Origin of the sequence: Bradyrhizobium sp. WSM1417, assembly GCF_000515415.1 — a bacterium.
Classification (GTDB): Bacteria; Pseudomonadota; Alphaproteobacteria; order Rhizobiales; family Xanthobacteraceae; genus Bradyrhizobium.
This window is the reverse complement of the sequence record NZ_KI911783.1, coordinates 2,510,498-2,534,061: the sequence shown is the minus strand read 5'-3', so window position 1 is coordinate 2,534,061 and position 23,564 is coordinate 2,510,498. Positions and strand designations below refer to the sequence as shown.

Annotated in this window: 23 protein-coding genes and 2 pseudogenes; 18 read left to right on the top strand and 7 right to left on the bottom strand. The window is 63.1% G+C overall.

The window, feature by feature from the left end:
- The first annotated feature begins 11 nt into the window (after positions 1–11).
- From BRA1417_RS0112125 to BRA1417_RS44745, 16 genes are all read left to right on the top strand, one after another.
- Positions 12–1,802: a nickel-dependent hydrogenase large subunit gene (locus tag BRA1417_RS0112125; protein ID WP_027516002.1), complete on the top strand. Its 1,791-nt coding sequence runs from the start codon at positions 12–14 to the stop codon at positions 1,800–1,802.
- A gap of 9 nt (positions 1,803–1,811) precedes the next feature.
- Positions 1,812–2,555, top strand: a complete 744-nt coding sequence (cybH, locus tag BRA1417_RS0112120; protein ID WP_027516001.1) for a Ni/Fe-hydrogenase, b-type cytochrome subunit — start codon at positions 1,812–1,814, stop codon at positions 2,553–2,555.
- A 14-nt stretch (positions 2,556–2,569) separates the two neighbouring features.
- Positions 2,570–3,151 carry a HyaD/HybD family hydrogenase maturation endopeptidase gene (locus BRA1417_RS0112115; protein WP_027516000.1) on the top strand — a complete coding sequence of 194 codons (582 nt, stop codon included), beginning with the start codon at positions 2,570–2,572 and terminating at the stop codon, positions 3,149–3,151.
- A 26-nt stretch (positions 3,152–3,177) separates the two neighbouring features.
- Complete coding sequence (locus tag BRA1417_RS0112110; protein WP_027515999.1) at positions 3,178–3,474, top strand: HypC/HybG/HupF family hydrogenase formation chaperone; 297 nt, start codon at positions 3,178–3,180, stop codon at positions 3,472–3,474.
- A gap of 261 nt (positions 3,475–3,735) precedes the next feature.
- Positions 3,736–4,182 carry a hydrogenase accessory protein gene (locus BRA1417_RS0112105; RefSeq protein WP_027515998.1) on the top strand — a complete coding sequence of 149 codons (447 nt, stop codon included), beginning with the start codon at positions 3,736–3,738 and terminating at the stop codon, positions 4,180–4,182.
- A complete protein-coding gene (locus BRA1417_RS0112100) occupies positions 4,179–5,042 on the top strand; it encodes a hydrogenase expression/formation protein (RefSeq protein ID WP_027515997.1) in 864 nt (287 codons plus the stop codon). The genes BRA1417_RS0112105 and BRA1417_RS0112100 overlap by 4 nt, the downstream gene beginning before the upstream one ends.
- A complete protein-coding gene (locus tag BRA1417_RS0112095; RefSeq protein ID WP_027515996.1) occupies positions 5,039–5,248 on the top strand; it encodes a rubredoxin in 210 nt (69 codons plus the stop codon). The genes BRA1417_RS0112100 and BRA1417_RS0112095 overlap by 4 nt, the downstream gene beginning before the upstream one ends.
- Entirely contained in the window at positions 5,245–5,772 is a 528-nt protein-coding gene (gene hybE / locus BRA1417_RS0112090; protein WP_027515995.1) for a [NiFe]-hydrogenase assembly chaperone HybE, read from the top strand. The genes BRA1417_RS0112095 and hybE overlap by 4 nt, the downstream gene beginning before the upstream one ends.
- A complete protein-coding gene (locus BRA1417_RS0112085) occupies positions 5,769–6,863 on the top strand; it encodes a nickel-dependent hydrogenase large subunit (protein WP_027515994.1) in 1,095 nt (364 codons plus the stop codon). Before hybE ends, BRA1417_RS0112085 begins: the two co-directional genes overlap by 4 nt.
- On the top strand, positions 6,856–7,197 hold the full coding sequence (gene hypA, locus BRA1417_RS0112080) for a hydrogenase maturation nickel metallochaperone HypA (RefSeq protein ID WP_027515993.1): 342 nt from the start codon (positions 6,856–6,858) through the stop codon (positions 7,195–7,197). The genes BRA1417_RS0112085 and hypA overlap by 8 nt, the downstream gene beginning before the upstream one ends.
- The gene (gene hypB, locus BRA1417_RS0112075; RefSeq protein WP_027515992.1) at positions 7,197–8,117 is read left to right on the top strand and encodes a hydrogenase nickel incorporation protein HypB; all 921 of its coding nucleotides are present in this window, start codon (positions 7,197–7,199) and stop codon (positions 8,115–8,117) included. The genes hypA and hypB overlap by 1 nt, the downstream gene beginning before the upstream one ends.
- 2 nt (positions 8,118–8,119) lie before the next feature.
- On the top strand, positions 8,120–10,393 hold the full coding sequence (hypF, locus tag BRA1417_RS0112070; protein ID WP_027515991.1) for a carbamoyltransferase HypF: 2,274 nt from the start codon (positions 8,120–8,122) through the stop codon (positions 10,391–10,393).
- Positions 10,371–10,607 carry a HypC/HybG/HupF family hydrogenase formation chaperone gene (locus BRA1417_RS0112065; protein WP_027515990.1) on the top strand — a complete coding sequence of 79 codons (237 nt, stop codon included), beginning with the start codon at positions 10,371–10,373 and terminating at the stop codon, positions 10,605–10,607. Before hypF ends, BRA1417_RS0112065 begins: the two co-directional genes overlap by 23 nt.
- Positions 10,604–11,746, top strand: a complete 1,143-nt coding sequence (gene hypD, locus BRA1417_RS0112060) for a hydrogenase formation protein HypD (protein WP_027515989.1) — start codon at positions 10,604–10,606, stop codon at positions 11,744–11,746. Before BRA1417_RS0112065 ends, hypD begins: the two co-directional genes overlap by 4 nt.
- Positions 11,743–12,783: a hydrogenase expression/formation protein HypE gene (hypE, locus tag BRA1417_RS0112055; protein ID WP_027515988.1), complete on the top strand. Its 1,041-nt coding sequence runs from the start codon at positions 11,743–11,745 to the stop codon at positions 12,781–12,783. The genes hypD and hypE overlap by 4 nt, the downstream gene beginning before the upstream one ends.
- Positions 12,784–12,792: 9 nt before the next feature.
- A complete protein-coding gene (locus BRA1417_RS44745; protein WP_198034939.1) occupies positions 12,793–12,942 on the top strand; it encodes a hypothetical protein in 150 nt (49 codons plus the stop codon).
- A 173-nt stretch (positions 12,943–13,115) separates the two neighbouring features.
- On the opposite strand, the gene BRA1417_RS45575 is transcribed toward BRA1417_RS44745, so the two are convergent.
- From BRA1417_RS45575 to BRA1417_RS42655, 7 genes and pseudogenes are all read right to left on the bottom strand, one after another.
- Positions 13,116–13,487, bottom strand: coding sequence for a hypothetical protein (locus tag BRA1417_RS45575; RefSeq protein WP_245286206.1), 372 nt, complete (start codon positions 13,485–13,487; stop codon positions 13,116–13,118).
- A gap of 958 nt (positions 13,488–14,445) precedes the next feature.
- Complete coding sequence (locus BRA1417_RS0112040; RefSeq protein WP_027515987.1) at positions 14,446–14,940, bottom strand: DUF4142 domain-containing protein; 495 nt, start codon at positions 14,938–14,940, stop codon at positions 14,446–14,448.
- 644 nt (positions 14,941–15,584) lie between these two features.
- Positions 15,585–15,788 carry a cold-shock protein gene (locus tag BRA1417_RS0112035; protein ID WP_027515986.1) on the bottom strand — a complete coding sequence of 68 codons (204 nt, stop codon included), beginning with the start codon at positions 15,786–15,788 and terminating at the stop codon, positions 15,585–15,587.
- Positions 15,789–17,526: 1,738 nt separating this feature from the next.
- Positions 17,527–18,672 carry an IS630 family transposase gene (locus tag BRA1417_RS0112015; RefSeq protein WP_027515928.1) on the bottom strand — a complete coding sequence of 382 codons (1,146 nt, stop codon included), beginning with the start codon at positions 18,670–18,672 and terminating at the stop codon, positions 17,527–17,529.
- Between the two features lie 297 nt (positions 18,673–18,969).
- Complete coding sequence (ftsZ, locus tag BRA1417_RS0112010) at positions 18,970–20,229, bottom strand: cell division protein FtsZ (RefSeq protein ID WP_027515984.1); 1,260 nt, start codon at positions 20,227–20,229, stop codon at positions 18,970–18,972.
- Positions 20,230–20,281: 52 nt separating this feature from the next.
- Positions 20,282–20,791 carry a hypothetical protein gene (locus tag BRA1417_RS0112005; protein ID WP_027515983.1) on the bottom strand — a complete coding sequence of 170 codons (510 nt, stop codon included), beginning with the start codon at positions 20,789–20,791 and terminating at the stop codon, positions 20,282–20,284.
- A gap of 123 nt (positions 20,792–20,914) precedes the next feature.
- A pseudogene (locus BRA1417_RS42655) lies at positions 20,915–21,121 on the bottom strand (phospholipase effector Tle1 domain-containing protein); the annotation flags it as partial.
- Between the two features lie 129 nt (positions 21,122–21,250).
- Here BRA1417_RS42655 and BRA1417_RS0112000 point away from each other — a divergent pair.
- The gene (locus BRA1417_RS0112000; RefSeq protein WP_027515982.1) at positions 21,251–21,925 is read left to right on the top strand and encodes a hypothetical protein; all 675 of its coding nucleotides are present in this window, start codon (positions 21,251–21,253) and stop codon (positions 21,923–21,925) included.
- Positions 21,926–22,525: 600 nt separating this feature from the next.
- A pseudogene (locus BRA1417_RS42650) lies at positions 22,526–22,837 on the top strand (ester cyclase); the annotation flags it as partial.
- Between the last annotated feature and the right edge of the window lie 727 nt (positions 22,838–23,564).

Below are 23,564 nucleotides of genomic sequence, written 5' to 3'. Positions count from 1 at the left end.
GCAGGACAATCATGGGTATCCAGTCTCCCAACGGCTTCAATCTCGACAATTCCGGCAAGCGCATCGTCGTGGACCCCGTGACACGTATCGAAGGTCACATGCGGGTCGAGGTCAATGTCGACGCCGACAACGTCATCCGCAACGCGGTCTCCACTGGCACGATGTGGCGCGGCATCGAGGTGATCCTGAAGAACCGCGATCCGCGCGACGCCTGGGCGTTCACCGAACGGATCTGCGGCGTCTGCACCGGCACGCACGCGCTGACCTCGGTGCGCGCGGTCGAGAACGCGCTCGGGATCACCATCCCGCAGAACGCCAATTCGATCCGCAACCTGATGCAGCTTGCCCTGCAGGTGCACGACCACGTCGTCCATTTTTATCACCTTCACGCGCTGGACTGGGTCGACGTGGTCTCCGCGCTCTCGGCCGATCCGCGGGCGACCTCGACGCTAGCGCAGTCGATCTCGAGCTGGCCGCTGTCGTCGCCCGGCTACTTCAAGGATCTGCAGACCCGGCTGAAGAAGTTCGTCGAGTCCGGACAGCTCGGTCCGTTCAAGAATGGCTATTGGGGCAGCAAGGCGTACAGGCTGCCGCCCGAAGCCAATCTGATGGCGGTGGCGCATTATCTGGAGGCGCTCGATTTCCAGAAGGAGATCGTCAAGATTCACACCATCTTCGGCGGCAAGAACCCGCATCCTAACTGGCTCGTCGGCGGCGTGCCCTGTCCGATCAATGTCGACGGCACCGGCGCTGTCGGCGCCGTCAACATGGAACGGCTGAACCTGATCTCCTCGATCATCGACCGTCTGATCGAGTTCAACGAAATGGTCTATCTCCCCGACGTGGCGGCGATCGGCTCATTCTACAAGGATTGGCTCTATGGCGGCGGCCTTTCGAGCCAGAGCGTACTCTCGTATGGCGATGTGCCAGAACATGCCAACGACTATTCCGCCAAGAGCCTGAAGCTGCCGCGCGGCGCCATTATCAACGGCAACCTGTCCGAGGTGCTTCCGGTCGACCACGCCAATCCCGACGAGATCCAGGAGTTCGTGGTGCACTCCTGGTACAAATATCCCGACGAGACCAAGGGACTTCATCCCTGGGACGGCGTCACCGAGCCGAATTACGTGCTGGGACCCAACGCGAAGGGCACCAAGACGGCGATTGAGCAGCTCGACGAAAGCGGCAAGTACTCCTGGATCAAGGCGCCGCGCTGGCGCGGTCACGCCATGGAGGTCGGCCCGCTGGCGCGCTGGGTCGTCGGCTACGCGCAGAACAAGGCGGAGTTCAAGGATCCGGTCGACAAGTTCCTTCGGGATCTGAACCTGCCGATGTCGGCGCTGTTCTCGACGCTCGGCCGCACGGCGGCGCGTGCGCTCGAATCCGTCTGGGCCGGACGCCAGATGCGCTACTTCCAGGACAAGCTCGTCGCCAGCATCAAGGCCGGCGATAGCTCGACCGCCAATGTCGACAAGTGGAAGCCGGAGAGCTGGCCGAAGGAGGCCAAGGGAGTCGGCTTCACCGAGGCGCCGCGCGGCGCGCTCGCGCACTGGGTCAAGATCAAGGACACCAAGATCGACAACTACCAGTGCGTGGTGCCGACGACCTGGAACGGCTCGCCGCGCGACCCCAAGGGAAATATTGGCGCCTTCGAGGCGTCGCTGATGAACACGCCGATGGTCAATCCCGAGCAGCCGCTAGAGATCCTGCGCACCATCCATTCCTTCGATCCGTGCCTGGCCTGTTCGACGCACGTCATGAGCCCGGACGGCCAGGAGCTCGCCAAGGTCAAGGTCAGGTAGGAGAGGATCATGATGGATGCAGTTGCTCCCGCCTCGGACGCCAGGCCCGACCTCGCGGCGATCGCAGCCGATGCTTCCGGAGAACGTGCGGTGGGTCGTCCCAGCGTCTATGTCTACGAAGCGCCGGTACGGATCTGTCACTGGGTGAACGCGTTCTCGATTATCGTGCTTATGGTGACCGGCTATCTGATCGGAACGCCGTTGCCGACGGTCGCGGGCGAGGCGTCCGACAACTTCGTGATGGGCTACATCCGGTTTGCCCATTTCGCGGCGGGGCAGGTGCTGGCGGTGTTCTTCCTCGCCCGCATCCTCTGGGCCTTCGTCGGCAACCACCACTCCCGGCAGATTTTCTATCTGCCGGTGCATCGCAGGCAGTTCTGGAAAGAAGTGCTGCATGAAATCCGCTGGTACGCGTTCCTGGAGCGCGAGCCCAAGATGTATGTCGGCCATAATCCTCTGGCGCAGATTGCGATGTTCACGGGATTCACGCTGTTCGTGGCCTTCATGATCATCACCGGGTTTGCGCTCTATTCGGAAGGTCAGGGCATCGACAGCTGGCAGCACAAGCTGTTCGGCTGGGTGTTTGCGATCTGGCCGAACAGCCAGGACGTTCACACCTGGCATCATCTCGGGATGTGGGCGCTGGTCGTGTTCGTGATGGTGCACATCTACACCGCGATCCGCGAAGACATCATGTCGCGCCAGAGCATCATCTCCTCGATGATCTCCGGCGAACGGCAATTCCGCGACTGAGACGGGAACGCCAAGTGAAGCCGACATTCTCGCAAGACGATCGCATCCTGGTGCTCGGCATCGGCAATATCCTGTGGGCCGACGAAGGGTTTGGCGTGCGCGCAGTGGAGGAATTTCACCGCCGCTACGCCGTGCCCGACAACGTCACCATCCTCGATGGCGGCACGCAGGGACTCTATCTCGTCAACTATCTGGAAGAGGCGGACCGCCTGATCGTGTTCGACGCGATCGACTATGGCCTCGAGCCCGGCCAATTGAAGCTTGTGCGTGACGACGAGGTGCCGCGTTTCACCGGCGCCAAGAAGATGAGCCTGCACCAGACCGGTTTCCAGGAAGTCATCAGCGCGGCCGACCTGCTCGGCCGTTGCCCGAAACATCTGGTGCTGATCGGCTGCCAGCCGCTCGATCTCGAAGACTGGGGTGGGCCGCTGACGCCGCCGGTGCGCGACCAGATCGCGCCGGCGATCAATCTCGCTTGCGCCATCCTGGCCGAATGGGGCCTCACGGTGAGCCAACGCGCCGAGCCATTGCCAGATATCGAGCGGCTGCTCGCCAATGACATTGATCATCTCCATTACGAGACGCGGCCGGCCTGATCGGCCACACTGCCGGAGATTTGCCCATGTGCCTCGGCCTGCCCATGACGATTGTCGAGACCAACGGGATCTCGGCGCTGTGCGCGTATCGCGGCGAGCAGCGCCGCGTCTCTGTGCTGCTGCTCTCGAAACCTCCGGTCGGCGCCAAGGTGCTGGTCTATATCGATACCGCGATCCGGCTGCTGGACCAGGACGAGGCACGCCTGATCGCGAATGCGATCGAAGGTCTCAGCGCGGCGCTCGACGGCGAGGATTGCGACCGCTTCTTCGCAGACCTCATCGACCGCGAGCCGCAACTACCCGAGCACCTGCGGTCCGACTAGGATCGCCGCTGCTTCTCCCGTTTGATGCGTTGACGACATCAGTGACCGGCCGGCCTCGGCGGCCGCTGTGTGCCTGGAAGGTCGATTTCTACCTGCAAAGATACGGCAAGTATCTTTCCATTGAAGCTTGGCTTACAGTCGCCGCCAAGAAATACATGATCTGGATCAATGGGATAAATCCGGACATGTGATAACCGATCCTGGCACGTGGCTTGCTGACCTCTAGTTCGGCAAAACCACAAGCTTGTCAGGAGAGGTTCGATGGAATTCCAGGTGGGAAAGCATGATCTGGCGCGGAGTGGTCTGCCCGAGGTCGATGCTGCGACGGTCGATCTTTTTCTTGGCAGAGCGGACGAGGCCGGTGCGGTCGCGGTGCTGCTGTCGGCGGGCGATCCCAACCGGTTTCCGGAGGCAATCGATGTCGCCGTGGTGCTGCCCGAGCTTATCGCAGCGTTCGGCAATCGGCTGCGCGGTGCGATCATCGCACGCGACGCTGAGCGTGCGCTCGGCGAACGCTTCGAGGTGCGGGTGCAGCCGACGCTGATCTTCGTCGCCAACGGCAAGACGCTGGGGTTGATCGCCAAGATCCAGGACTGGTCGGTCTATGCCGACCGCATTACCAAGCTGATCGACCGGCCCCGCGGGCAAGGCGCCGCAGTCGCCGTCACCATCGTTCCCCAGCATCGCGCACAAGAGGTCGGGCTATGAAGGCCAGCTTCTGGGATGCGCCCGAAGGCGCCGAGCAACCAGTCAACGTGTTTCCGATCGGCGAAGAGAGTCTCAATGCAGCGGAGGGCAGCCTGACGGCGGCCGGCGCGCTCGCAAAGCTTGCAACGCTCGACAGTGCGGAGCTTGCAAAGAGCTGCCCGAACGCGGTCGCGCTGCTCTCGAGGATCGCGGATGCCATCGCGGACAAAAAGGCGAACGCGCCGACAACACTGTTTCGGCTGGCTAATTTCAACGATCTCGAGAGCAAGCTGGTGGCCGACGTGCTCGGCCGAGGCGAGGTCGCCGGCGTCGTCGCGCTGCCGGACGGATCGCTGGCGCAGATCCAGGAATCGGTGCTGGCGGGAATTTGGCGTGTGCGGCTCGAGACCGACGCCACTTCCGAATATCTCGAGATCGGCGCGGTTCCCGAGATCGTCAAGCGTGCGGCTGCCGACCTGACATCCGCCGATTTCGAAATCGGGCAGGTGCCGGCGGGCGCCATGAACGTGTTGCCGGTGCTCGCCGAAATCCGCGAGCGGGCACAGGCTTGGCGGCCCGGCATTCGCTCGCAGATCATCAACTTCACGCTGCTGCCGATGAGCCCGGTCGACATGAGCTTCCTGCAGGACACGATCCGGAACGGACCGATTCAGCTGGTGTCGCGCGGCTATGGCACCTGCCGGGTGCTCTCCACCGGCATCCGCAATGTCTGGTCGGTGCAGTTCTTCAACGCCATCGACACAATCATTCTCGATACGCTCGAAGTCGGCGGCGTGCCGACGGTTGCGCTGGCAGCGGACGAGGATTTCGAGGATTCCGCCGAGCGGCTGCGGGAAATCATCGAGGCCTACTTCAAATGAGCGCCTTCGAGAATTTTGGCGTGCGCCAGGACGTCGCCGACGTCACGCGGCTGGAATGCGGCATCTGCTGGATCGTCTACGATCCGGCGGATGGCGATGAGGTAGCGCAGATCGCGCCGGGCACGCCGTTCGCGGCGCTGCCGGAGGAGTGGCACTGCCCGAATTGCGACGCGCCAAAATCCAAGTTCATGGCGATCGAAACATGACAGGCAGCGCGCCAGCGAGTGCGTCAGGTCCTGCCGGCGACGCCGACGCCGCGGCGTGGGGCGAGCTTCTGGCCGCAAGCTACCGGGAGATCGGCGAGCGCGCGATGCGCGATCTACCCATCTACAACGATGCGCTCGGCGTTGAGGCGGTCGGTTTCCGCCCCTTCAACGGCACGATCGTCGGCATCATGGTCACGCCGTGGTTCTTGAACGTGGCGATGCCGGCGGGCGCGGTGACGTCAGCCACCTCGGGCGCGACCGTGCGAATGCGTTTTCCCGCGGGCGATATCGAATTCACCCTCAGCGAGGTCGCCCGGATCGGCCGGATCGCGAGCTGCTCGCTGTTCTCGCCGATGTTCCAAGTCGCCGACATGGATGCCGCGCGAGCGACGGCCGAAGCCGCGCTTGCCGAACTGATGCTGCCGGCGGACAGCGAGGAGACGGTTCGCCGCCGCGAGCCCGCGACAAGCCCGATCGATCGGCGTAACTTCCTGCGGGGTGCCTTGACGGAGCGGCTTGGATGAGTCTCTCGTTCCGCAACGAGATCGATATTACGGTGCTGTTGTCCGGCGCCACGATCGCCGACGTCGCGATCAAGCCGCGCAACCGGCCGCCGCTGACGCGGCTGTTTGCGGGAAAGCCCGCGGCTTCGCTGCTTCCGGTGCTGCCGCGTTTGTTCTCGCTGTGCTCGATCGCCCATCACGTGGCGTTCCAGTCGGCGGTGGAAGCCGCGCAAGGGCGGGAGGCGGCTCCCGCAACGGTGCGGCGCCGCGTCACCGCAGTCGTCGTCGAGCGGCTGACCGAACTGCTGCGCGGCCTGTTCGTCGGACGGCTCGCGCTCGGCGGCACAAACGCTCCGGCGGTGCGCGCCGTAATGCAGGCAAGCGCGCTGCTTAGGGGCGCGGACGAGAGCGTCCCGCCGGCCTTGCGTCGCGACGCGGTGGTGCAGATCAAGGCCGCGCTCGGCGCGATCGGGATCGCCGGCGAAGAAGACGAGACGCCCGCGCCGAGCAGCCCGCTCGCCGCCTCCGTCGCGGGATGCCACGGCAAGCTGGTGTCAGAGCCGAAGGGCGATCCATCCTTCCTGACGGTGGCGGACGATTTAGACATCGTCACGCGTTTGCTGGCGGACGGTGCGGCCTATTCCGATGCGCCGGACCTCTGCGGCCGCATTCCGGAAACCGGCGTCTGGGCGCGCAGGGCACGCCGTGAAGCGGTCTCGGCGGCGGAAGCGGGCTCCGCCGCGCGTCTGAAGGCGCGGATCGCCGAGGTCGCGCGGCTCAGCGCCTGGCTCGATCGTGGCGATGCGGATCTCGATGAAGGCGTCGTCGCGAGCTACCGGCTCGGCGCGGGCAAGGGAGCAGCCGCGGTCGAATGCGCACGCGGGCGCCTCCATCACGCCGTCGCACTGGACGACGAGGATCGCGTCGTCAACTTCGAGTTCCTGGCACCGACCGAGTGGAATTTTCACGCCCGCGGACCGCTGGTCAGGAGCCTCAAGGGCGCTACGCTCGCGACCGGCCGGCAGGGACAGGAAGCGGTTCGCGCGCTGGTCGGCTCCTTCGATCCCTGCGTCGGCTTCAGCCTGCGATTTCGCGAGGCCGGCCATGCATGAGATGGCGCTGTGCGAAGGCATCGTCGGTATTGTCGAGGAGGAAGCGTGCAAGCGCGCTTTTACCAAGGTGAACGTCGTCTGTCTGGAGATCGGTGCGCTGAGCCATGTCGCGCCGGAGGCGCTGAAATTCTGCTTCGAGGCCGTGGCCGCGCGGACCATCGCGCAAGGCGCGCGGCTCGAGATCGTCGAGACGCCGGGCACGGCTTGGTGCATGGCCTGTTCCAAAACCGTTGAGATCGGGCAGCGTTACGAGCCGTGCCCGTCCTGCGGCGGCTACCAAGTGCAGATGACGGGCGGCGAAGAGATGCGCGTAAGGGAATTGGAGGTCGATTGATGTGTACGGTCTGCGGCTGCAGCGACGGCAAGGCATCGATCGAAGATGCGCATGGTCATCATCATGATCACGGCGATGGCCATGAGCACGGCAGGCACCATCATCATCACCGCGGTGATGGCCACGATCACGGTCACCACCATCACCACGGTGGTGCCTACGACCACGCCCCCGATGAGGCCGGGCTGCTCGACTCCGGCGCCAATCCCGCTGGCCAGAAGATCGCCGGTATGAGCAGCGACCGCATCATCCAGGTCGAGCGCGACATCCTCGGCAAGAACGACCGACTTGCGGCCGACAACCGCGCCCGCTTCGCGGCCGACGGCGTGCTCGCTTTCAACCTGGTCTCCAGCCCCGGCGCCGGCAAGACCTCGCTGCTGGTCCGCGCCGTGTCCGAGCTGAAGGCAAGCTTTGCGATCGGCGTGATCGAAGGCGACCAGCAGACCTCGAATGATGCCGAGCGCATTCGCGCGACCGGCGTGCCGGCGATCCAGGTCAATACCGGCAAGGGCTGTCACCTCGACGCCGCCATGGTCGGCGAGGCCTATGACCGGCTGCCCTGGCTGAACGGCGGCCTGCTCTTCATCGAGAATGTCGGCAACCTGGTTTGCCCGGCGGCGTTCGATCTCGGCGAGGCCTGCAAGATCGTGGTGTTCTCGACCACCGAGGGCGAGGACAAGCCGCTGAAATACCCCGACATGTTCGCAGCGTCGTCGCTGATGCTGGTCAACAAGATCGATCTCGCGCCCGTGCTCGATTTCGATATGGCGAAGACCATCGATTATGCGCGCCGGGTCAACCCGAAGATCGAGGTCCTGACGGTGTCGGCGCGCACCGGCGAAGGCTTTGCGGCGTTCTTTGCCTGGATCCGCAAGCGGATGCCGGCGCCGACGCCTGCCGCGATGACGGCGGCGGAGTGACGATGGGCGGCGAGGCCACGGCGGGGGATGGACGGCGGCTGCGCCTGCACGTGCGCGGCGCGGTACAGGGCGTCGGCTTTCGCCCCTATGTCTACGGCCTCGCCACGCGCTATCGCCTCGGCGGCTTCGTCGCCAACGATCCCCATGGCGTCGTCATCGAGGTCGAGGGCGAGCGCGCGTCAGACTTCGTCAGGGCACTGCCGCTGGAAAAGCCGCCGCTCGCCCGGATCGACGAGATCTCGGTGCAGCCGGTCGGGGCGGTGGCGAGCGAGGGGTTTTATATCCGCGCGAGCGACCAGGGCAAGGTGTCGACACGTATCGTCGCCGATGCCGCGACCTGTCCAAAATGCCTGAGCGAGCTGTTCGATCCAGCCAGCCGGTTCTATCGCTACCCCTTCGTCAACTGCACCCATTGCGGTCCGCGCTATACCATTGCCGAGCGGCTTCCTTACGACCGCGCGACCACGGCCATGAAGCGCTTTGCGATGTGCAAGGCCTGTGCGGGCGACTATGCCGATCCCGACAGCCGCCGCTTCCATGCCGAAGCGATCGCCTGCCCGCAATGCGGCCCGCGGCTCAGCCACGGTATCGAGGACATCGCTGCCGCGATCGCCGCAGGCAAGATCGTCGCAGTCAAGGGGCTCGGCGGTTATCAGCTCGTCTGTGATGCCCGGGACGAGGCGGCCGTGCAGCGCCTGCGCCAGCGCAAGCGGCGCGACCAGAAGCCGTTTGCCGTCATGGTCGGCTCGGTGGACGCGGTCGCCGGCATCGCCGACGCCGATGCTGCCGAGCTCGCCTTGCTCGAGACGTCGCCGCGGCCGATCGTGCTGTTGACATCGCGCCATCGGCTCTCGCCGGCGATCGCGCCGGAGCTGGCGCGGATCGGCATCGCGCTACCGGTCACTCCGCTCCTTCATTTGATCTTCGAGGCGCTGGATGCGGCGCATCCGGTCGCCGGCGAGAGCTGGGCGATCGTCGCCACCAGCGCCAATCCCGGCGGCGAGCCGCTTCTGATCGACAATCGCGAGGCCGAGCTGCGCCTTGCCGGCATCGCCGACCTCATCGTCAGCCATGATCGCGACATCGTCACCCACGCCGACGATTCCGTGGCGGCCGTCGTCGCCGGCCGGACGCAGTTCATCCGCCGTGCCCGCGGCTACGTGCCGGAGCCGGTTCGGCTGGCGCGACCGGTGCCGCCGATCCTTGCGGTCGGCGGCGCGTTGAAGTCGACCGTGACGGTCACGCGCGGCAGCGAGGCCTTCGTTTCCCAGCACGTCGGCGACCTCGACACCGCCGAAGGCGTCCGTGTCTTCGAGGAAACCATCGGCCACCTGCTGTCGACGCTGGACGTCGAGCCGGCGGTTATTGCCCATGATCTGCACCCGAACATAGCCTCGACCCGCCTCGCCGAAGCGAGCGGGCGGCGGCTGATCGCAGTCCAGCACCATCATGCCCATGCCGCCTCCGTGATGGCGGAGCATGGCCGCGCGGGATCTGCGTTGGCGCTGGTGCTCGACGGCTTCGGCCAGGGCAGCGACGGCGGCAATTGGGGGGGCGAGCTCCTGCTGTGCGGGGGCGCGCAGTTCCGGCGGCTCGGCCATCTGGCGCCGATGAAGATGGCGGGCGGCGATCGCGCCGCGCGCGAGCCGTGGCGCATGGCTGCGAGCGCATTGCACGGCCTGGCCCGCGGCAACGCGATCGCGACCCGGTTTGCGGCGCAGCCGCAGGCTACGCGTCTCCATGCCTTGCTCGACCAGCCGGGCGTACCGGTGACGACCAGCGCTGGCCGGCTGTTCGACGCGGCGGCGGGGCTGCTCGGTCTTTGCCAGGTGCAGAGCTATGAGGGCGAAGCCGCGATGAAACTGGAGGCGCGGGTTCGCGCGCCGCGTTCAATGAAACACGGCTGGACGATCAAGGATGGGGTGCTGTCCCTGTTTCCGTTGCTTGGGCGCCTTGCGGCCGAGGGCATCGATCCGGTCGAGGGGGCCGGGCTGTTCCATGGCACGTTCGCCGCTGCCTGCGTCGACTGGATCGCTCGTGCGGCGCGCGAGACCGGCGTCACGACCGTCGCCCTGAGCGGCGGCTGCTTTCTCAACGCGATCCTCAGTTGCGAGATCGAGCGCGGCTGTATCGCCGTCGGTCTCTTGCCGCTGCTGCCGCGGCAAGTGCCGCCCAATGACGGCGGTCTCAGCCTCGGCCAGGCCTGGATCGCCGCGCTCCAACTCGAACAGTACGGCCTGGAAGGACCGCCTGATGTGTCTCGCGATACCTGCTGAGGTCACGAAGCTCCTGCCCGACGAGATGGCGATCGTCTCGATCGACGGCGTCCGCAAGGAGATATCGGTCGCCTTGATCGAGAATCTCGCCGTCGGCGACTATGTGATCATCCATGTCGGCTATGCCCTGACGAAGATCGATCCGGAGGAGGCAATGCGGACGCTCGAGCTGCAGCGCGAGCTTAGCGCCGAGGGGCAGGGAGCCGCGTCATGAAATATGCCGACGAGTTTCGCGACAAGGAGATCGCGCTCGGGCTTGCGAAAGCGATCCGCGCGGAAGCCGATCCGCAAAAGCTCTATCGCTTCATGGAATTCTGCGGCGGCCATACCCACGCGATCTCGCGTTACGGCCTCGAGGACATGCTGCCGAAGAACGTGCGGATGATCCACGGCCCCGGCTGTCCGGTGTGCGTGCTGCCGGCCGGACGCATCGACATGGCGATCCGGCTCGCCGAGCGGCCGGACGTCATCCTGTGCGTCTATGGCGACCTGATGCGCGTTCCCGGCTCGCAGGGCGCATCGCTGTTGAAGGCGAAGGCGCGCGGCGCCGACATCCGCATGGTCTATTCCACCATCGACGCGATCCGGATCGCTCAGGACAATGCCGGACGCGAGGTCGTGTTCTTCGCCATCGGCTTCGAGACCACGACGCCGCCGACTGCAGTCATGATCCGGCTGGCGCAGAAGAAGCAGCTCGAAAACGTCACCGTGTTCTGCAACCACGTGCTGACGCCGCCGGCGATGCAGAACATCCTGGAAAGTCCCGACATCCGCAACATCGGCCGGATCGAGATCGACGGTTTCGTCGGGCCGGCCCATGTCTCGACTATCATCGGCACGGCCCCTTACGAGTTCTTTGCCGAGGAGTTCGGCAAGCCCGTGGTGATCGCGGGCTTCGAGCCGCTCGACATGATGCAGGCGATCCTGATGCTGGTGCGGCAGGTCAACGAGGATAGGCACGAGGTCGAGAACCAGTACAGCCGCGCGGTGAACCGCGACGGCAATCTGCGCGCCAAGGAGGAGGTCTCCGACATATTCGAGCTGCGCGATCAGTTCGAATGGCGGGGGCTCGGACAGGTTCCCTATAGCGGGCTGAAGCTGAAGCGCGCTTACGCCATATACGACGCCGAGTTGCGCTGCGACATGCACGAGCTGCGCGTCGACGACAATCCCGCCTGCGAATGCGGCGCCATCCTGCGCGGCGTGAAGAAGCCGGTCGACTGCAAGCTGTTCGGCACCGTCTGCACGCCGGAGACGCCCATGGGCTCCTGCATGGTCTCCTCCGAAGGCGGCTGCGCCGCACACTGGACCTATGGCCGCTTCCGCGACCACCAGCAAAGGCGCGTGTCATGAAGGCCTACCAGCGCAAGCTCGACATCAGGAACGGCTGCGTCGACCTGTCCCACGGCTCGGGCGGCCGGGCCATGGCGCAGTTGATCTCGGGTCTGTTCCACGAGGCCTTCGGCAATGAATGGCTGGCGCGCGGCAACGACCAGTCGGCATTCGACGTTGGTGCCGGGCGCATGGTGATGACGACCGACGGCTATGTGGTCTCACCGCTGTTCTTCCCCGGCGGCAACATTGGCTCGCTTGCAGTGCACGGCACCGTCAACGATATCGCCATGGCCGGTGCACGCCCGCTCTACCTCTCTGCAAGCTTTATCATCGAGGAAGGCTTCCGCTTCGCCGACCTCAAGATGATCGCGGAATCGATGGGCGAGGCTGCGCGCACGGCCGGCGTTCACATCGTCACCGGCGACACCAAGGTGGTCGAGCGCGGCAAGGCCGACGGCCTGTTCATCTCGACCGCCGGCGTCGGGGTCGTGCCCCACGGGCTCGATCTCTCGGCGGAGAATGCCCGCGTCGGCGATCGCGTCCTGATCTCGGGCACGCTCGGCGATCACGGCGTGGCGATAATGTCGAAGCGGCAGAATCTCGCCTTCGAGACCGAGATCGTCTCGGATTCGGCGGCGCTGAACGATCTCGTCGCGAAGATGGTCGAAGCGGGCGGCCGCGGCATCCGCCTGATGCGCGATCCCACCCGCGGCGGGCTTGCCGCCACGCTGAACGAGATCGCCCTGCAGTCCGACCTCGGCTTCCATCTTCGCGAGGAGGCGATCCCGGTCAAGCCGGGCGTCGCGGCAGCGTGCGAGCTGCTCGGGCTCGATCCGCTCCATGTCGCCAATGAGGGCAAGCTGGTCGCGATCTTGGCGCCCGAAAATACTGCTGCAGTGCTGGCCGCGATGCGGGCGCATCCGCTTGGCCGCGACGCCGCCGACATCGGCGAGGCCGTAGCCGACGATCATCATTTCGTGCAGATGGCCACGAGCTTCGGCGGCGGGCGGATCGTCGACTGGCTGTCGGGCGAGCAATTGCCGAGAATCTGTTGAGGCAAAATCATGCACATCCTGCTCCTGTCGCATTCCTTCAACAGCCTGACGCAGCGGCTGCATGTCGAGCTCAGGGATCGAGGCCACGATGTCGCGGTCGAGCTCGGCATGCCGAGGTCACGCGCGAGAGCCTGGCGCTGCATCGGCCGGACCTTGTGATCAGGCAGGTCTTCGATACCGACGCCATCACCGCATGGAAGCCGTCGAACCGCCCGGCATAGGAACGAGTTTGAGACGCTCTGCCTCGAACACCTCCCAGATCGTCTGATCGGCCAGTTCCGGATGGTGATGCGCCTTGGCGTAGGCGATGCACTTGCCGAGCAGCCAAGCGTTTAGCTCGTCCAGGCTTTTGAACCGCAGGCGTGGTGTGAAGAAGGGTTCCCGGACCAGCCCGACCTGGTTCTCGACCTAGCCCTTCTCTCAGCCCGACGCCGGCGTGCAGGCAACCGGATCAACAAGATCGTGGCTGCACATGCGGGAAGCGGCCGATTGTAGCGATGGTCCTTGCCGACAAAGATCGTCTCCACCGCGGTCTTCATGTCGTAGATGCCGCGGCTGCAGATATCCTTGAACAGCGCGAATGCTCGATCATGGGCATCGAACACCATCTCCCGCATCTCCCGCGGATAGGCCCGCACGAACAGCATGCGGCTGTGGCAGAGCCGGACGTGAGCAGCCTTCACCATCACCGTGGTGCCGCTCAACAGGACGACCTCGTGGCTCCAGTCGAACTGGTAGGCTTCGCGTGGTGCAAAGCTCAGCGGGTCACAGGCCGCCGCGGGCGATTGCCAGCGTTCCTTGCTCCACCGCCTGGCGTTTATCGATAGCGCGGACGCGTTATGCGCACGAAATAGTGGAGGTGCTGCGCTGCTGTCCGAGGGATCACAGCAGGAGCCGATATGAAGAACGCGACAATTCTCGCGCGACTTCCTTGCTCAGCCACCCTCTACGGCATCAGTACGGGGCGGCAGCACCTATGAACGGTAGGGAGTCCTCGTTCTGGCTCCCAGTTGCAGCGCGCCGCCGAGGTCGTAGCCCGCTCCGCGAACCCAAGACGGCAGTGCCGCAAACTAACGACACGAAAGTACTCGATGATCGGTCTCTTCCACTCACGCGCAAAGTCGCTACCGCAGCAGCGGTTTGGCCATTCGTCCCCTGATAGCAAGCATCCAGCACACTCATGGCCAACCGCCCGGCTTCTGGACCACCCCCTATATTCTCGGTTTCTCACCTTCACCGCCGGCCACCACGCCAAGTTGGCAACCGAGGAGCGATCAAAGACGAGGAACGCGGGGCCGCCATCGGCGAGTTCGACTTCAATCGAGGGGCCGACGACGCCGCCGCCATCTGCTTCTACACCATAAAAATCTGCGAAATGAAGCCGAACACCCTCTAGTCCTAATGGCTATGAAGGTTGCACAGCGATCAACCGAGCCGGCAACACCGAGGCAGAGCGGCGTGCATATATCGCATCGATGATGGTGATGCTTTCGTGATGAACGAAGTGCACGGTCTTACCTACTCGGTACCCGATGAGGCTCGAGCCACGTTGGATGCTGGGACCCGCCGCTGGGCGGCTGCAAAGCTAAGCCGCCCGGCCAATTGGCGCCTCGGTTCTTTTTGCCAAATTCTAGAAGAGCTACTTGAGCCTTCCGCGTCGGATCAATTACCAGCCTTCAAGGATTTTGCGGTGTCCAGATGCTTTTGCAACGTATCTATCTGGCCGGAAGCATATTCCCCGGCAGCATCCTTGCTTTTTGATGCCTTCTTGTACTCGGCGATATCCTTCTGGTGGTCTGCGACCATGTGGGTAGCGAACATTCTGTCGAAGCCTGCTCCGGACATTTTTGACATCTTGTCATACTCGGCTTTTTGCTTCGCATTGGGTCCGCCAGGTGGGTTCATTCCCAAGCCCTCGGCAGCATTCAACGCCTTCTGATTGGCCGCAGCGTGGTCTGTGGAAAGCATTCTGCCGAACGACTTGATGGCATCGCTTTGACCGTTCTGCTGCGCCAGCTCTCCCATGCTCACTTCGGCGAAATTGCCCTCGATCGCCTTCTTAAGGAACGTTTCACTTTGCTTGTCTTTCGCAGATGCGCCGGCAACTGAGATCGCCATCAAGGTTGCTGTCCCGAGCGACATAAGCATTCTGTTCATCGCCAACTCCTGTGGGTTGTTTGTCGCGATGAACACGCCAATTGCGGAAGAGGTTCCAATTGAGCACATGGGACTGGGTTGAGTGCTGGCGGACCCTCAAGCGGTTCGGGCGCAGGTACTATCGCAGGATCTTCTGGCGGGCGGAAGTCGGCACGATGCCCAACAGGAACCGAATAGTGCGGGGCGTTATTAGCTCGCTCTGATCGATCTGGTCCTGTATGAAAGCAGCAATGGCGATATCTGGTATTTAGCGCGACAACCGCGTTCGAGCGCGCCAGTCGCGAAGCATCAGCCGAATGCCGGCTGTGGAGGACGGACGTCGTACATTGAAATCCTCAAATCCCTGCGGGGCAGCGCAAAGGTCCGGAGCACCAAGCGCTGCTCAACCTGATCGGGACTTTGATGGCAGACTAACAAGGACGCAATGATGCGGTATCCTTGGACTTTAGCCGCAGCCCTTTTCGCAGTCGGCATCATTGAATGGGCTGTGGTGGCTGAGCGCCCCGCAGAGACCCCACTCCGGATCGAGGCTTCCCTGACGGGGGCCCCCGATTGGTCTCAGAGCGCAGCCCTTACATGCGGACAGAGCGGTGATAACGAAGCGGCGCCCAGGCGCAACCGAGTTGGGTCGCCGTTTGAAAGGCTCACCCGATCCGTAGATTTTCAGCCGAGTCTTTTCCGCGATTGTTCACGACGTCGAAGCTGACTTTGGCGCCCTCGGCGAGAGAAGTGAAACCGGCCTTTTCAACAGCCGAGATGTGAACAAACACGTCCTTGCCGCCGTTGTCAGGTTGGATAAACCCATACCCCTTTGTCGGGTTGAACCACTTTACCGTCCCTATAGCCACTTAACTTCTCCTTTTAAAAACGAAAACTAGTGCCCGAAATCCGACAAAAGAAAGGCTAGTCGCGACCGCGTCCCCAACAACTCGCCAAATGACTGCCGACCGTAAAACACCCCATGAGCGTGGCGCGCATCCTGCGGCGGCTCGATCATGTCAGGCGGTAGGTTGCCGAGATTTAGTTTGATCATATTAAACTCCTAAAAAAACGAACCATGAGTGCGCGGTCGTGGTGGCACAGCGATCCTTTTGCCGATCTCATCCGGCCACCGCTCAACCACCCGGACGGCGATACTGTCTCTTGTCACAGCGCTGTGTTGACAGAAGCCATCGGCGACATGGTGCCTGCTGTTTGGGTCTTTGATCGGACACGACGCGCCGTCCCTCTCAAGCCTCGACCACCACCACAGCCAAGAGCGATGGGCCGCGGGTGGTCGGCGCGATCTGGAGCAGGACCATGCTGAGAGCGGGCTACTTCGATGTGCCCCATTTCTACAGCAACTTCACGGTGGCCGTTCGAAAGGGCTGTTACGGAGCTCGTGCCTCCTCTGGCGCCCACGTCACACGGGAGGCATCTGCCCCCCAGCTCAGTCATGACGTACGGATCGCTAGCGCCCAGGAATTGGATCAGCCGGCCGATCTCGTCACGGGCCTCTCTCCTGAGTCTGGCGAGAATCGCGGAGAGCCCTTGCGCTCCCGCTGTTGGATACCGAGTCCGGACAAAATCGCACGGGTGGAGTCCGCTGGCAGTCCTCTCACGTTTTCCATGGTGGCTGCTCACTAAATTGGCTTTCTAGGGCCATTGCCAGTGTCGGCCCGGCAGCCGGGGGCTAGAAACCTGCCAGTGAGACAGGCGCGCGGCGCTTTGGGCCTTGCGACCTTGGACATAACGACGCCCCCCGGCCAAAGCCCGGACAACACGTGTCGCATGCGCCGTCGTCGCGACAGGTCGCGGGTTACAGCTCAAGGATGGACACGGGCAGCTGGTTTGGGCTTCTACGCCCACCCGAATCATGCACTTAATGCGAGTAATAAGGACTGCTCTTATGAGCGAGGCTTCACATGGGAAGGCCTGCTGTAGTTCGAACCATCACAGTCATACTCTACGGTGTCGCACACCACGGGACATATTTCGTCCAAAACTCGATCGTGTACGTGCAATCTGCATTTGGAAGCAAGGCAACCCACGTTGGCGGGTCACCGCCGGAAATGACGGCCAAGCTACTCCTTTCGGAAATCGTTCGCGCCCGCGCTGAGGCAATGCACTAAGCGCAGAATTGCGCTGCGGAGCTGGGATGGGCGAGTCCTTTGAGGCTATTGCCTTTGCTCGCCCGTTTCGGTTGAATCGGGAGCGGAGGGCTGCCCATGTACCAGATCAAGACCGTCGGCCGGCGTATGCCGGTTTGCGTCGCTGCTCTCAATTGTATTGCGCTGGCGGGATCTGCCATTGCATCGCAGAACTGGGGCTGAAGGCGAAGGGGAAATGAACGAATTAGAGCCGGACGACTGGCGTACGCAGTGGCTTTGGTTTGGGGCGGCGCTGTTGGCGATGATGATAATCGCGGCAATCGTGACCCGCTTTCCTGTTTAAAACCACAGGAGCAGAAAGAAATACACCCCTTCGGGGGCGTTTCGGCGTCCGGTATGGCCGCGCCAAAATCGACCTTCCCGAAGCGCGATTGCTCGGGACTGCGTGATCCGCGCCGCTGTCATCTAGTTCAGCGTTTTCTTGGTTCGAATCATATCAGGCGGCGTCGGCGAGTTTGTAGGACCAGTTGTGGATGACCGGATGGCGATTGACGTCGTCGATGCCAGCCATGATGCGCTCCTTGAGTTCGTGTTTTGAGGCCACCCGGATATGGCGCAGGACTGAACGGGCGAACTTGGAGAAGAACCCCTCGATGAGATTGAGCCACGAGCCGTGCTTGGGGGTGAAGGTGAGTTCGAAGCGTCCAACCGGTCGAGTGGCGAGCCAGGTTCTGGTTTCTCTCGATATGTGCGCGGAATGATTGTCGAGAATCAATTTGATCGCAGTGTTGGGCGGATAGGCGGCATCGACAAGCCTGAGGAACTCGATGAACTCTCGACTGCGGTGGCGGTCTTTGACAAGGGCGTGGACCTTGCCAGTCAGCAGATCAATCCCAGCCAACAAGCTGAGCGTGCCATGGCGCTTGTATTCATGATCGCGCGCAAAGGTGGCGTGGACGCCAGGCTTGGGCGGCAAATCCGGCGCTGTCGTTGCGATGGCCTGGATTCCCGGCTTCTCGTCGCAGGAGACGACCGTCACCGGCTTTGCCCGTCGCTTTCCCTTGGCAGAGGCTCTCTTCAGGACTTGGACTTCACGATAGACGCACAGGACCTCCGCCATCTTCTGTTCGAACTCGGCGTCGCGATTTTCAAGGTAGTAGCTCACCTTGTGCGGCTTGATTTCCTCTTGGCCGAGGATCTTGCACACTGTTCCCTGGACCAAATTAGCCAAACACGCATGCCCTGCCACCGGCCCCTGTTCGCGCGCATGGCGCGCCAAGAGCCGCGTCGTCCACAACTCATGCGGATAGCCATGGTCTTTGGCCTTGTCACACGCCAGCGACACCAGCCAGGCTTTGGCCTCAGGCGTGATCGTTGGCTCCTTGCCTGGTCGCGGACGATCATCGAGCGCCACCAGCGGGCCATCGGCCAGTGCCCGCTCGACACAGCGCTGCACCGTCTGATGATGGACCCCAAGTCTTTGGCCCACCGCGCAGAACGAAGGATTTTCCCGATACGCCAGCAGCATCTGGGCCCGCGATACCCGGCTCGCCAGCTCAGTTCTCGACCGCGAAAGAGCCGCCAAGGTCGACAGCTCTTCATCACTCATTGCCAATTCGACCGCTCGCCGCCATCCTGCCATGATACAGCTCCTCGTTTCGCCGACCGCAAACGAGGAATCCGCCAACAGTCCGTCCGTTCCACCAATTCAACCCGCTCCACGGCGCAGGTTTCATGGAATCGGTCGTCTAGTATGCGTCAGACCCAATCTTGAACGCCTGTTCAAAACTTCGCCGGAAGCGGCTCCGTCATTCCGGGGCGCCCTCTTGGCGCGAGAGCCGGAATCCATTGCTCAATAGTCACCCCGCCTCGATGGATCCCGGGCTCGCCACCTCGTCGCGCCCCGAGGTGACGACCGTAACTCCCCTCCTGCGACCGTTCAGTTAGCGGCGCGCCGCAGGAAGGCCGGGATATCGAGAATAGCCTCATCGGGCGCATTGCGCGCAGCGGTGCGGCCGTAAGGATCGAGCGGCCGGTCGGCCGCGTGGCGCGCATATTCCGGAGCCGCCCTTGCCGGTTGCCCCACGGGCTGTCGCGCTTCCGGGCGGAGAGGCGGGCTTTCCACTTGCGGAAGGGGTGCACTGCGCTCGATGCGATCGGCGATGCGGCGGCTGTCGTTGCGCAGCCTGCCGGCGAGCTGCGTGAGTGGGCTTTCCGCGGGTTGCGTCTGCTGCGCCGGGTCAAGATTATCGATTCCGGTCGCCACCACTGAGACGCGGACGATACCTTCGAGGCTTTCATCAAACGACGCGCCGACGATGATGTTGGCGTCCGGGTCGGCCTCGTCGCGAATGCGGGTCGCAGCTTCGTCGACTTCGAACAGCATGAGATCCCGGCCGCCGGTGATGGAGATGATGAGGCCACTGGCGCGCTTGATCGAAGGATTCTCGATCAATGGATTGGAAATTGCGGCCACGGCGGCGGCGAGCACGCGCTTCTCGCCGGATGCCTCGCCCCTTCCCATCATGGCCTTGCCCTTCTCTCGCATCACGGAGAGAACGTCGGCAAAATCGAGATTGATCAGGCCTTCCTTGACGATGAGGTCGCTGATGCAGGCCACACCCGAATAGAGCACCTGATCGGCGAGGGCGAAGGCATCGGCGAATGTGGTCTTCTCGCTGGCCACCCGGAACAGATTCTGGTTCGGGATGATCAGCAGGGTGTCGACCGTCTTCAGCAACTCCTCGATGCCGGCTTCGGCAAAGCGCATGCGGCGCTGGCCCTCGAAGTAGAATGGCTTGGTGACCACGCCGATGGTGAGGATGCCGAGCTCGCGTGCAGTCCTGGCGATGATGGGGGCAGCCCCGGTGCCGGTACCGCCGCCCATGCCGGCGGTCACGAAGACCATGTGCGCGCCGGTCAAATGATCGCGGATCGTATCGATTGCCTCCTCGGCTGCGGCGCGTCCCAATTCCGGCTGCGAGCCGGCGCCGAGGCCTGCGGTCACCTTTGTGCCGAGCTGGATGAGGCGCCTCGCCTTCGAAATGGCCAGCGCCTGCGCGTCGGTATTGGCGACCACGAACTCGACCCCTTGCAGCCCGGCCGTGATCATGTTGTTGACCGCATTGCCGCCGGCGCCGCCGACACCAAACACGACGATGCGGGCCTTCATTTCGTGGATATCGGTGGTGCCAGTCATTCTTCCCTCGTGATTGCTCCGGCAAGCCGGGGATGGAGATGAGGATCGAGTGCTACCTGCGAGTCGCGCGGTCTGCTTCCACGATCGCAGCAGCCAGATGTCCCAATCGACGCGCGGCTTGTCCCGCGATCGCGCCGCCGGCATGGCGACCGTTCCGCAGAACCGCCACTTCGTCTTCCAGTAGTGCCGCCCACGCATTGGCGGCCGTCGTCTCGGCGGCCGCCTGCGTCAGCTCGACGGCGAGGCGATCGGCGCGCTCGCGCTCGCGCTCGAACACCGCCCTGTAGGCGGTTGCGACGGCCTCGAGCCGCGCGACCTCCGCCTTGAATGCCTCGATCTTGACTGCTTCGATCTGTGCCAGGGAGGCATCGATCGGGTCTGCCCGGCCGCGTCTTGGGCGGGGTGTGCACCGGAGCTCGGGCAGATCAACGCTCAACAGGGCCTTGCCGTCCTCCGACCGCGAGCGCGGCAACCGGCGGCGTCTCGCAAGCGAACGCGCGGCCTCTCGGGAGATATGGAGGCGGGCACCCAGATCGGCATACGTCAACAACTCAACGCACATCGGCGCTTCTCCTGGAGCGAACCGGGAAGGCATTTCGAGCTAATGATGGCTGGACGATTACCGCAGGCTAGGCCGCGTTGGTTAATGGACGGTTAACGCGCGAGCGGCGCGGTTTACGAGTGCCGTCACCGAGCGGACCCCGGGATCGCAAGACACCATCAGCCGCGGCGACGTCCTGTCCGTCTTGCGCTGGCAGCGATGGAGCTTCAGAACGTTGGAGATGTTTTCGGAGCTCTCATTGCCGGTGCCGTCACAGCAGATGACGAGGTATTTGGGCTCGGGGGTGCGTGCTCCACGGGACGCGCCTCCGGGTGATGCTACCGTGGCGATTATAGCGGAAATGGATGGCAGCGAGGAGACGAAGGCGGCGTCGCCGGCGTGGTGCCCCGTGTTTCATCTGTTGACATTAACCACTTGTTAACCATGCGGTCGGCTAATGTGGACGGGTGGGGGATCACCATGTCGGCCCATGTGACGCGACCGAAGTTGATGCCTGTTTCGGCCGATCCAGCCTTTCGGTCGCTCAACCGGCTGGCGGTTCGCGCCAAGGCCGTCCTACAGACCAAAACGGCTGTCCTACGGAGCAAAGCCATGTTCGGAAAGGACGATTTAGTGGACAATCTCAGCCGCGATCTTGATCGCGCGCGCGGAAGACGCGATGCACTCGCATCCGAAGCCACGACCCTGACGGCTCAGATCGCCGAAATTGAAGCCCGCCTTTCGGAGGAGAAGACCAGGCGGGAGCGTGATCGCGTTTTGGGCGAAATCGAAGCGATAAAATCCCGAATCAGGCAAGCCGCCGGCGCGTTTGCACCCGTCGTGGATGGTCTCTCCAAGGCGATCGAGTCGGCTGCTGCAGTTGTGCCCGAGGCTCGCGAGCTCAATAGTTTCCTGGTGTCGGTGGCGACCGAAATCGACAGTGTGCTCGATCCCCTGCTGCGCGAACTGGATCAGCGCGCGGATGCGGTGCGAGTCGGCCACGTAGCGCTGGACCTCCCGAGTTCGTCGAATGAAGCTCCCATCGTGCTGCCGAAAGACGGCAACGAACGCCTGCTTCGCTTTCCAGCATGGCTGTCTCGCGACAAGGAGACGGACAAGGAAACAGCGGAGAGCCCGCGCAGCACGGCAGCGTGAACCTGGCGGGCGCCGTCGTCCTTGCGGCGCATCCTTCGAGACGCCCGCCCCAAAATCACCCATTTTGCTGCGCGGCCGGGTCGCATCTTGCGAGGCAGATGCTGGGTCCATTACCTAGGGTTGGTGCTACCGGTCCCAGCCTCGAGTTTAATATCTCTCTGGCAAGGTCTGATTGGTTCGGACCAGCCGCTCACACTGGTCCGTTCCGAGGTTCGCGTCCGTGCGGATCATTGTGCGGCGTTCGTTGTGCCGCTGAGGCCGTTGCCAAGGTCTGCGACGTGCTGGCCTCGATCGGGGATGCGTGCTCGGAGTATCACTCAGAGCTCGGGTAGGCCGTCTACTCATAGGTCGAGTGCTGCTAGTCAAGGCGCGCTTGACGTCTGCTATGCCCTTAGTAGCGGCGCAAAATGCCATATGGCCGGAGGTCCGAGTCGGGCCAGGAGCTGCCTCTAAGCATGGCAGATTTGTGCTACGATACGGCCGATAATTCAGGCATTGGAGGGCACTCTTGGCACATTCGAACCTTGAAATTTTCAAATCCATAATTGATCGTGGTTTCTCGCACGGTGATCTGTCGGTCGCAGACGAAGTTGCGCAGAGCGGCTGCTTGAGCATCAGTCTCTGACGAATACCGACCTTCCCGGTCCAGACATTCTGAAATCTCAGATCGAGAATGCTCGCAGAAGCATTAACAACTTGAAGCTCACGCTGAATGCTTCAGTCGAAACTGAGGACACGGTGTGGGCGCGCTGCAAGGCAACGGGCTTCGATCCGCGCTCTGGAAAGCCGGTGACCATAGACGTCATGGACATCTGTCGTTTCGCTGGTGGGAAACTCGTGGAGCATTGGGGCGTGCCCGATAGGTTTGCACTTCTTGACCAGATCGGAGCGTTGCCGCCTCCGCCCAAATGAACCTGTCGCGAGTGGGGCGGCTGGCGGCCGCAAGCAGGTCCGTTGTGTGTCAAAAGCAGCGATCCAAGCTCGCGCGCTGCCGGGTCCGGTCTAACCTTGACACCGGACCTATCCACACCAACGACGCCAAGTAGTCAAGCGGCGCCCCGATCCCCAGTAGATTGACAATTTATCTGCGGCATCATGCGGCGCTTTAATGCCCCATCTCACCCGCGGAGCCATGATCACAACGCCCGAGAGGAAAGCTGGCTGATCTTCTACGGTTATGTCCACGTCTGCAGCATCGGCTTGCGCTCCGGCAATCGTGGTGTGGCTTTAAGGGCGAGCGCAATAAACCTTGGTATCGGTCCGTGCCCCCTTACGTTCAATTGAGCCGTCTCTGCGATCGCCTTATCTATAGGGCGTGCGGTAGCACTCCCGCTATCGCTGCCCTCCTTGGGCGTTTCCTCCCTAGACTTTGGGCCGCTTGTGGCGACGCAGGCGGCCTTTCTTTTTGGGTGCACCTCATCGGCTTCGGGAGGAATTCAGGTTTACGCCGTCGTCCGTAACCTCAGACGCGCAACCGCTACAGCATCACCAGCAACCAAGCCGTGATCCTCGCGCCCTTGCGCGTCGTCAATCGCAGCTTGAACACGAACGGCTTCGGGGAGGTTAGCTCGTCCCCGCGCCATCCAACCGCGCCAGCCCAGCCTCGATCACGACGATATCTTCCTCGATCTGCTGGACG

Bases quoted from the DNA above. Each gene is read 5' to 3' on its own strand.
- BRA1417_RS0112125 (WP_027516002.1), top strand. From the start codon at position 12: ATGGGTATCCAGTCTCCCAACGGCTTCAATCTCGACAATTCCGGCAAG.
- cybH (WP_027516001.1), top strand. From the start codon at position 1,812: ATGATGGATGCAGTTGCTCCCGCCTCGGACGCCAGGCCCGACCTCGCG.
- BRA1417_RS0112110 (WP_027515999.1), top strand. From the start codon at position 3,178: ATGTGCCTCGGCCTGCCCATGACGATTGTCGAGACCAACGGGATCTCG.
- BRA1417_RS0112105 (WP_027515998.1), top strand. From the start codon at position 3,736: ATGGAATTCCAGGTGGGAAAGCATGATCTGGCGCGGAGTGGTCTGCCC.
- BRA1417_RS0112100 (WP_027515997.1), top strand. From the start codon at position 4,179: ATGAAGGCCAGCTTCTGGGATGCGCCCGAAGGCGCCGAGCAACCAGTC.
- BRA1417_RS0112095 (WP_027515996.1), top strand. From the start codon at position 5,039: ATGAGCGCCTTCGAGAATTTTGGCGTGCGCCAGGACGTCGCCGACGTC.
- hybE (WP_027515995.1), top strand. From the start codon at position 5,245: ATGACAGGCAGCGCGCCAGCGAGTGCGTCAGGTCCTGCCGGCGACGCC.
- BRA1417_RS0112085 (WP_027515994.1), top strand. From the start codon at position 5,769: ATGAGTCTCTCGTTCCGCAACGAGATCGATATTACGGTGCTGTTGTCC.
- hypA (WP_027515993.1), top strand. From the start codon at position 6,856: ATGCATGAGATGGCGCTGTGCGAAGGCATCGTCGGTATTGTCGAGGAG.
- hypB (WP_027515992.1), top strand. From the start codon at position 7,197: ATGTGTACGGTCTGCGGCTGCAGCGACGGCAAGGCATCGATCGAAGAT.
- hypF (WP_027515991.1), top strand. From the start codon at position 8,120: ATGGGCGGCGAGGCCACGGCGGGGGATGGACGGCGGCTGCGCCTGCAC.
- BRA1417_RS0112065 (WP_027515990.1), top strand. From the start codon at position 10,371: ATGTGTCTCGCGATACCTGCTGAGGTCACGAAGCTCCTGCCCGACGAG.
- hypD (WP_027515989.1), top strand. From the start codon at position 10,604: ATGAAATATGCCGACGAGTTTCGCGACAAGGAGATCGCGCTCGGGCTT.
- hypE (WP_027515988.1), top strand. From the start codon at position 11,743: ATGAAGGCCTACCAGCGCAAGCTCGACATCAGGAACGGCTGCGTCGAC.
- BRA1417_RS44745 (WP_198034939.1), top strand. From the start codon at position 12,793: ATGCACATCCTGCTCCTGTCGCATTCCTTCAACAGCCTGACGCAGCGG.
- BRA1417_RS0112040 (WP_027515987.1), bottom strand. From the start codon at position 14,940: ATGAACAGAATGCTTATGTCGCTCGGGACAGCAACCTTGATGGCGATC.
- BRA1417_RS0112015 (WP_027515928.1), bottom strand. From the start codon at position 18,672: ATGGCAGGATGGCGGCGAGCGGTCGAATTGGCAATGAGTGATGAAGAG.
- ftsZ (WP_027515984.1), bottom strand. From the start codon at position 20,229: ATGACTGGCACCACCGATATCCACGAAATGAAGGCCCGCATCGTCGTG.
- BRA1417_RS0112005 (WP_027515983.1), bottom strand. From the start codon at position 20,791: ATGTGCGTTGAGTTGTTGACGTATGCCGATCTGGGTGCCCGCCTCCAT.
- BRA1417_RS0112000 (WP_027515982.1), top strand. From the start codon at position 21,251: ATGTCGGCCCATGTGACGCGACCGAAGTTGATGCCTGTTTCGGCCGAT.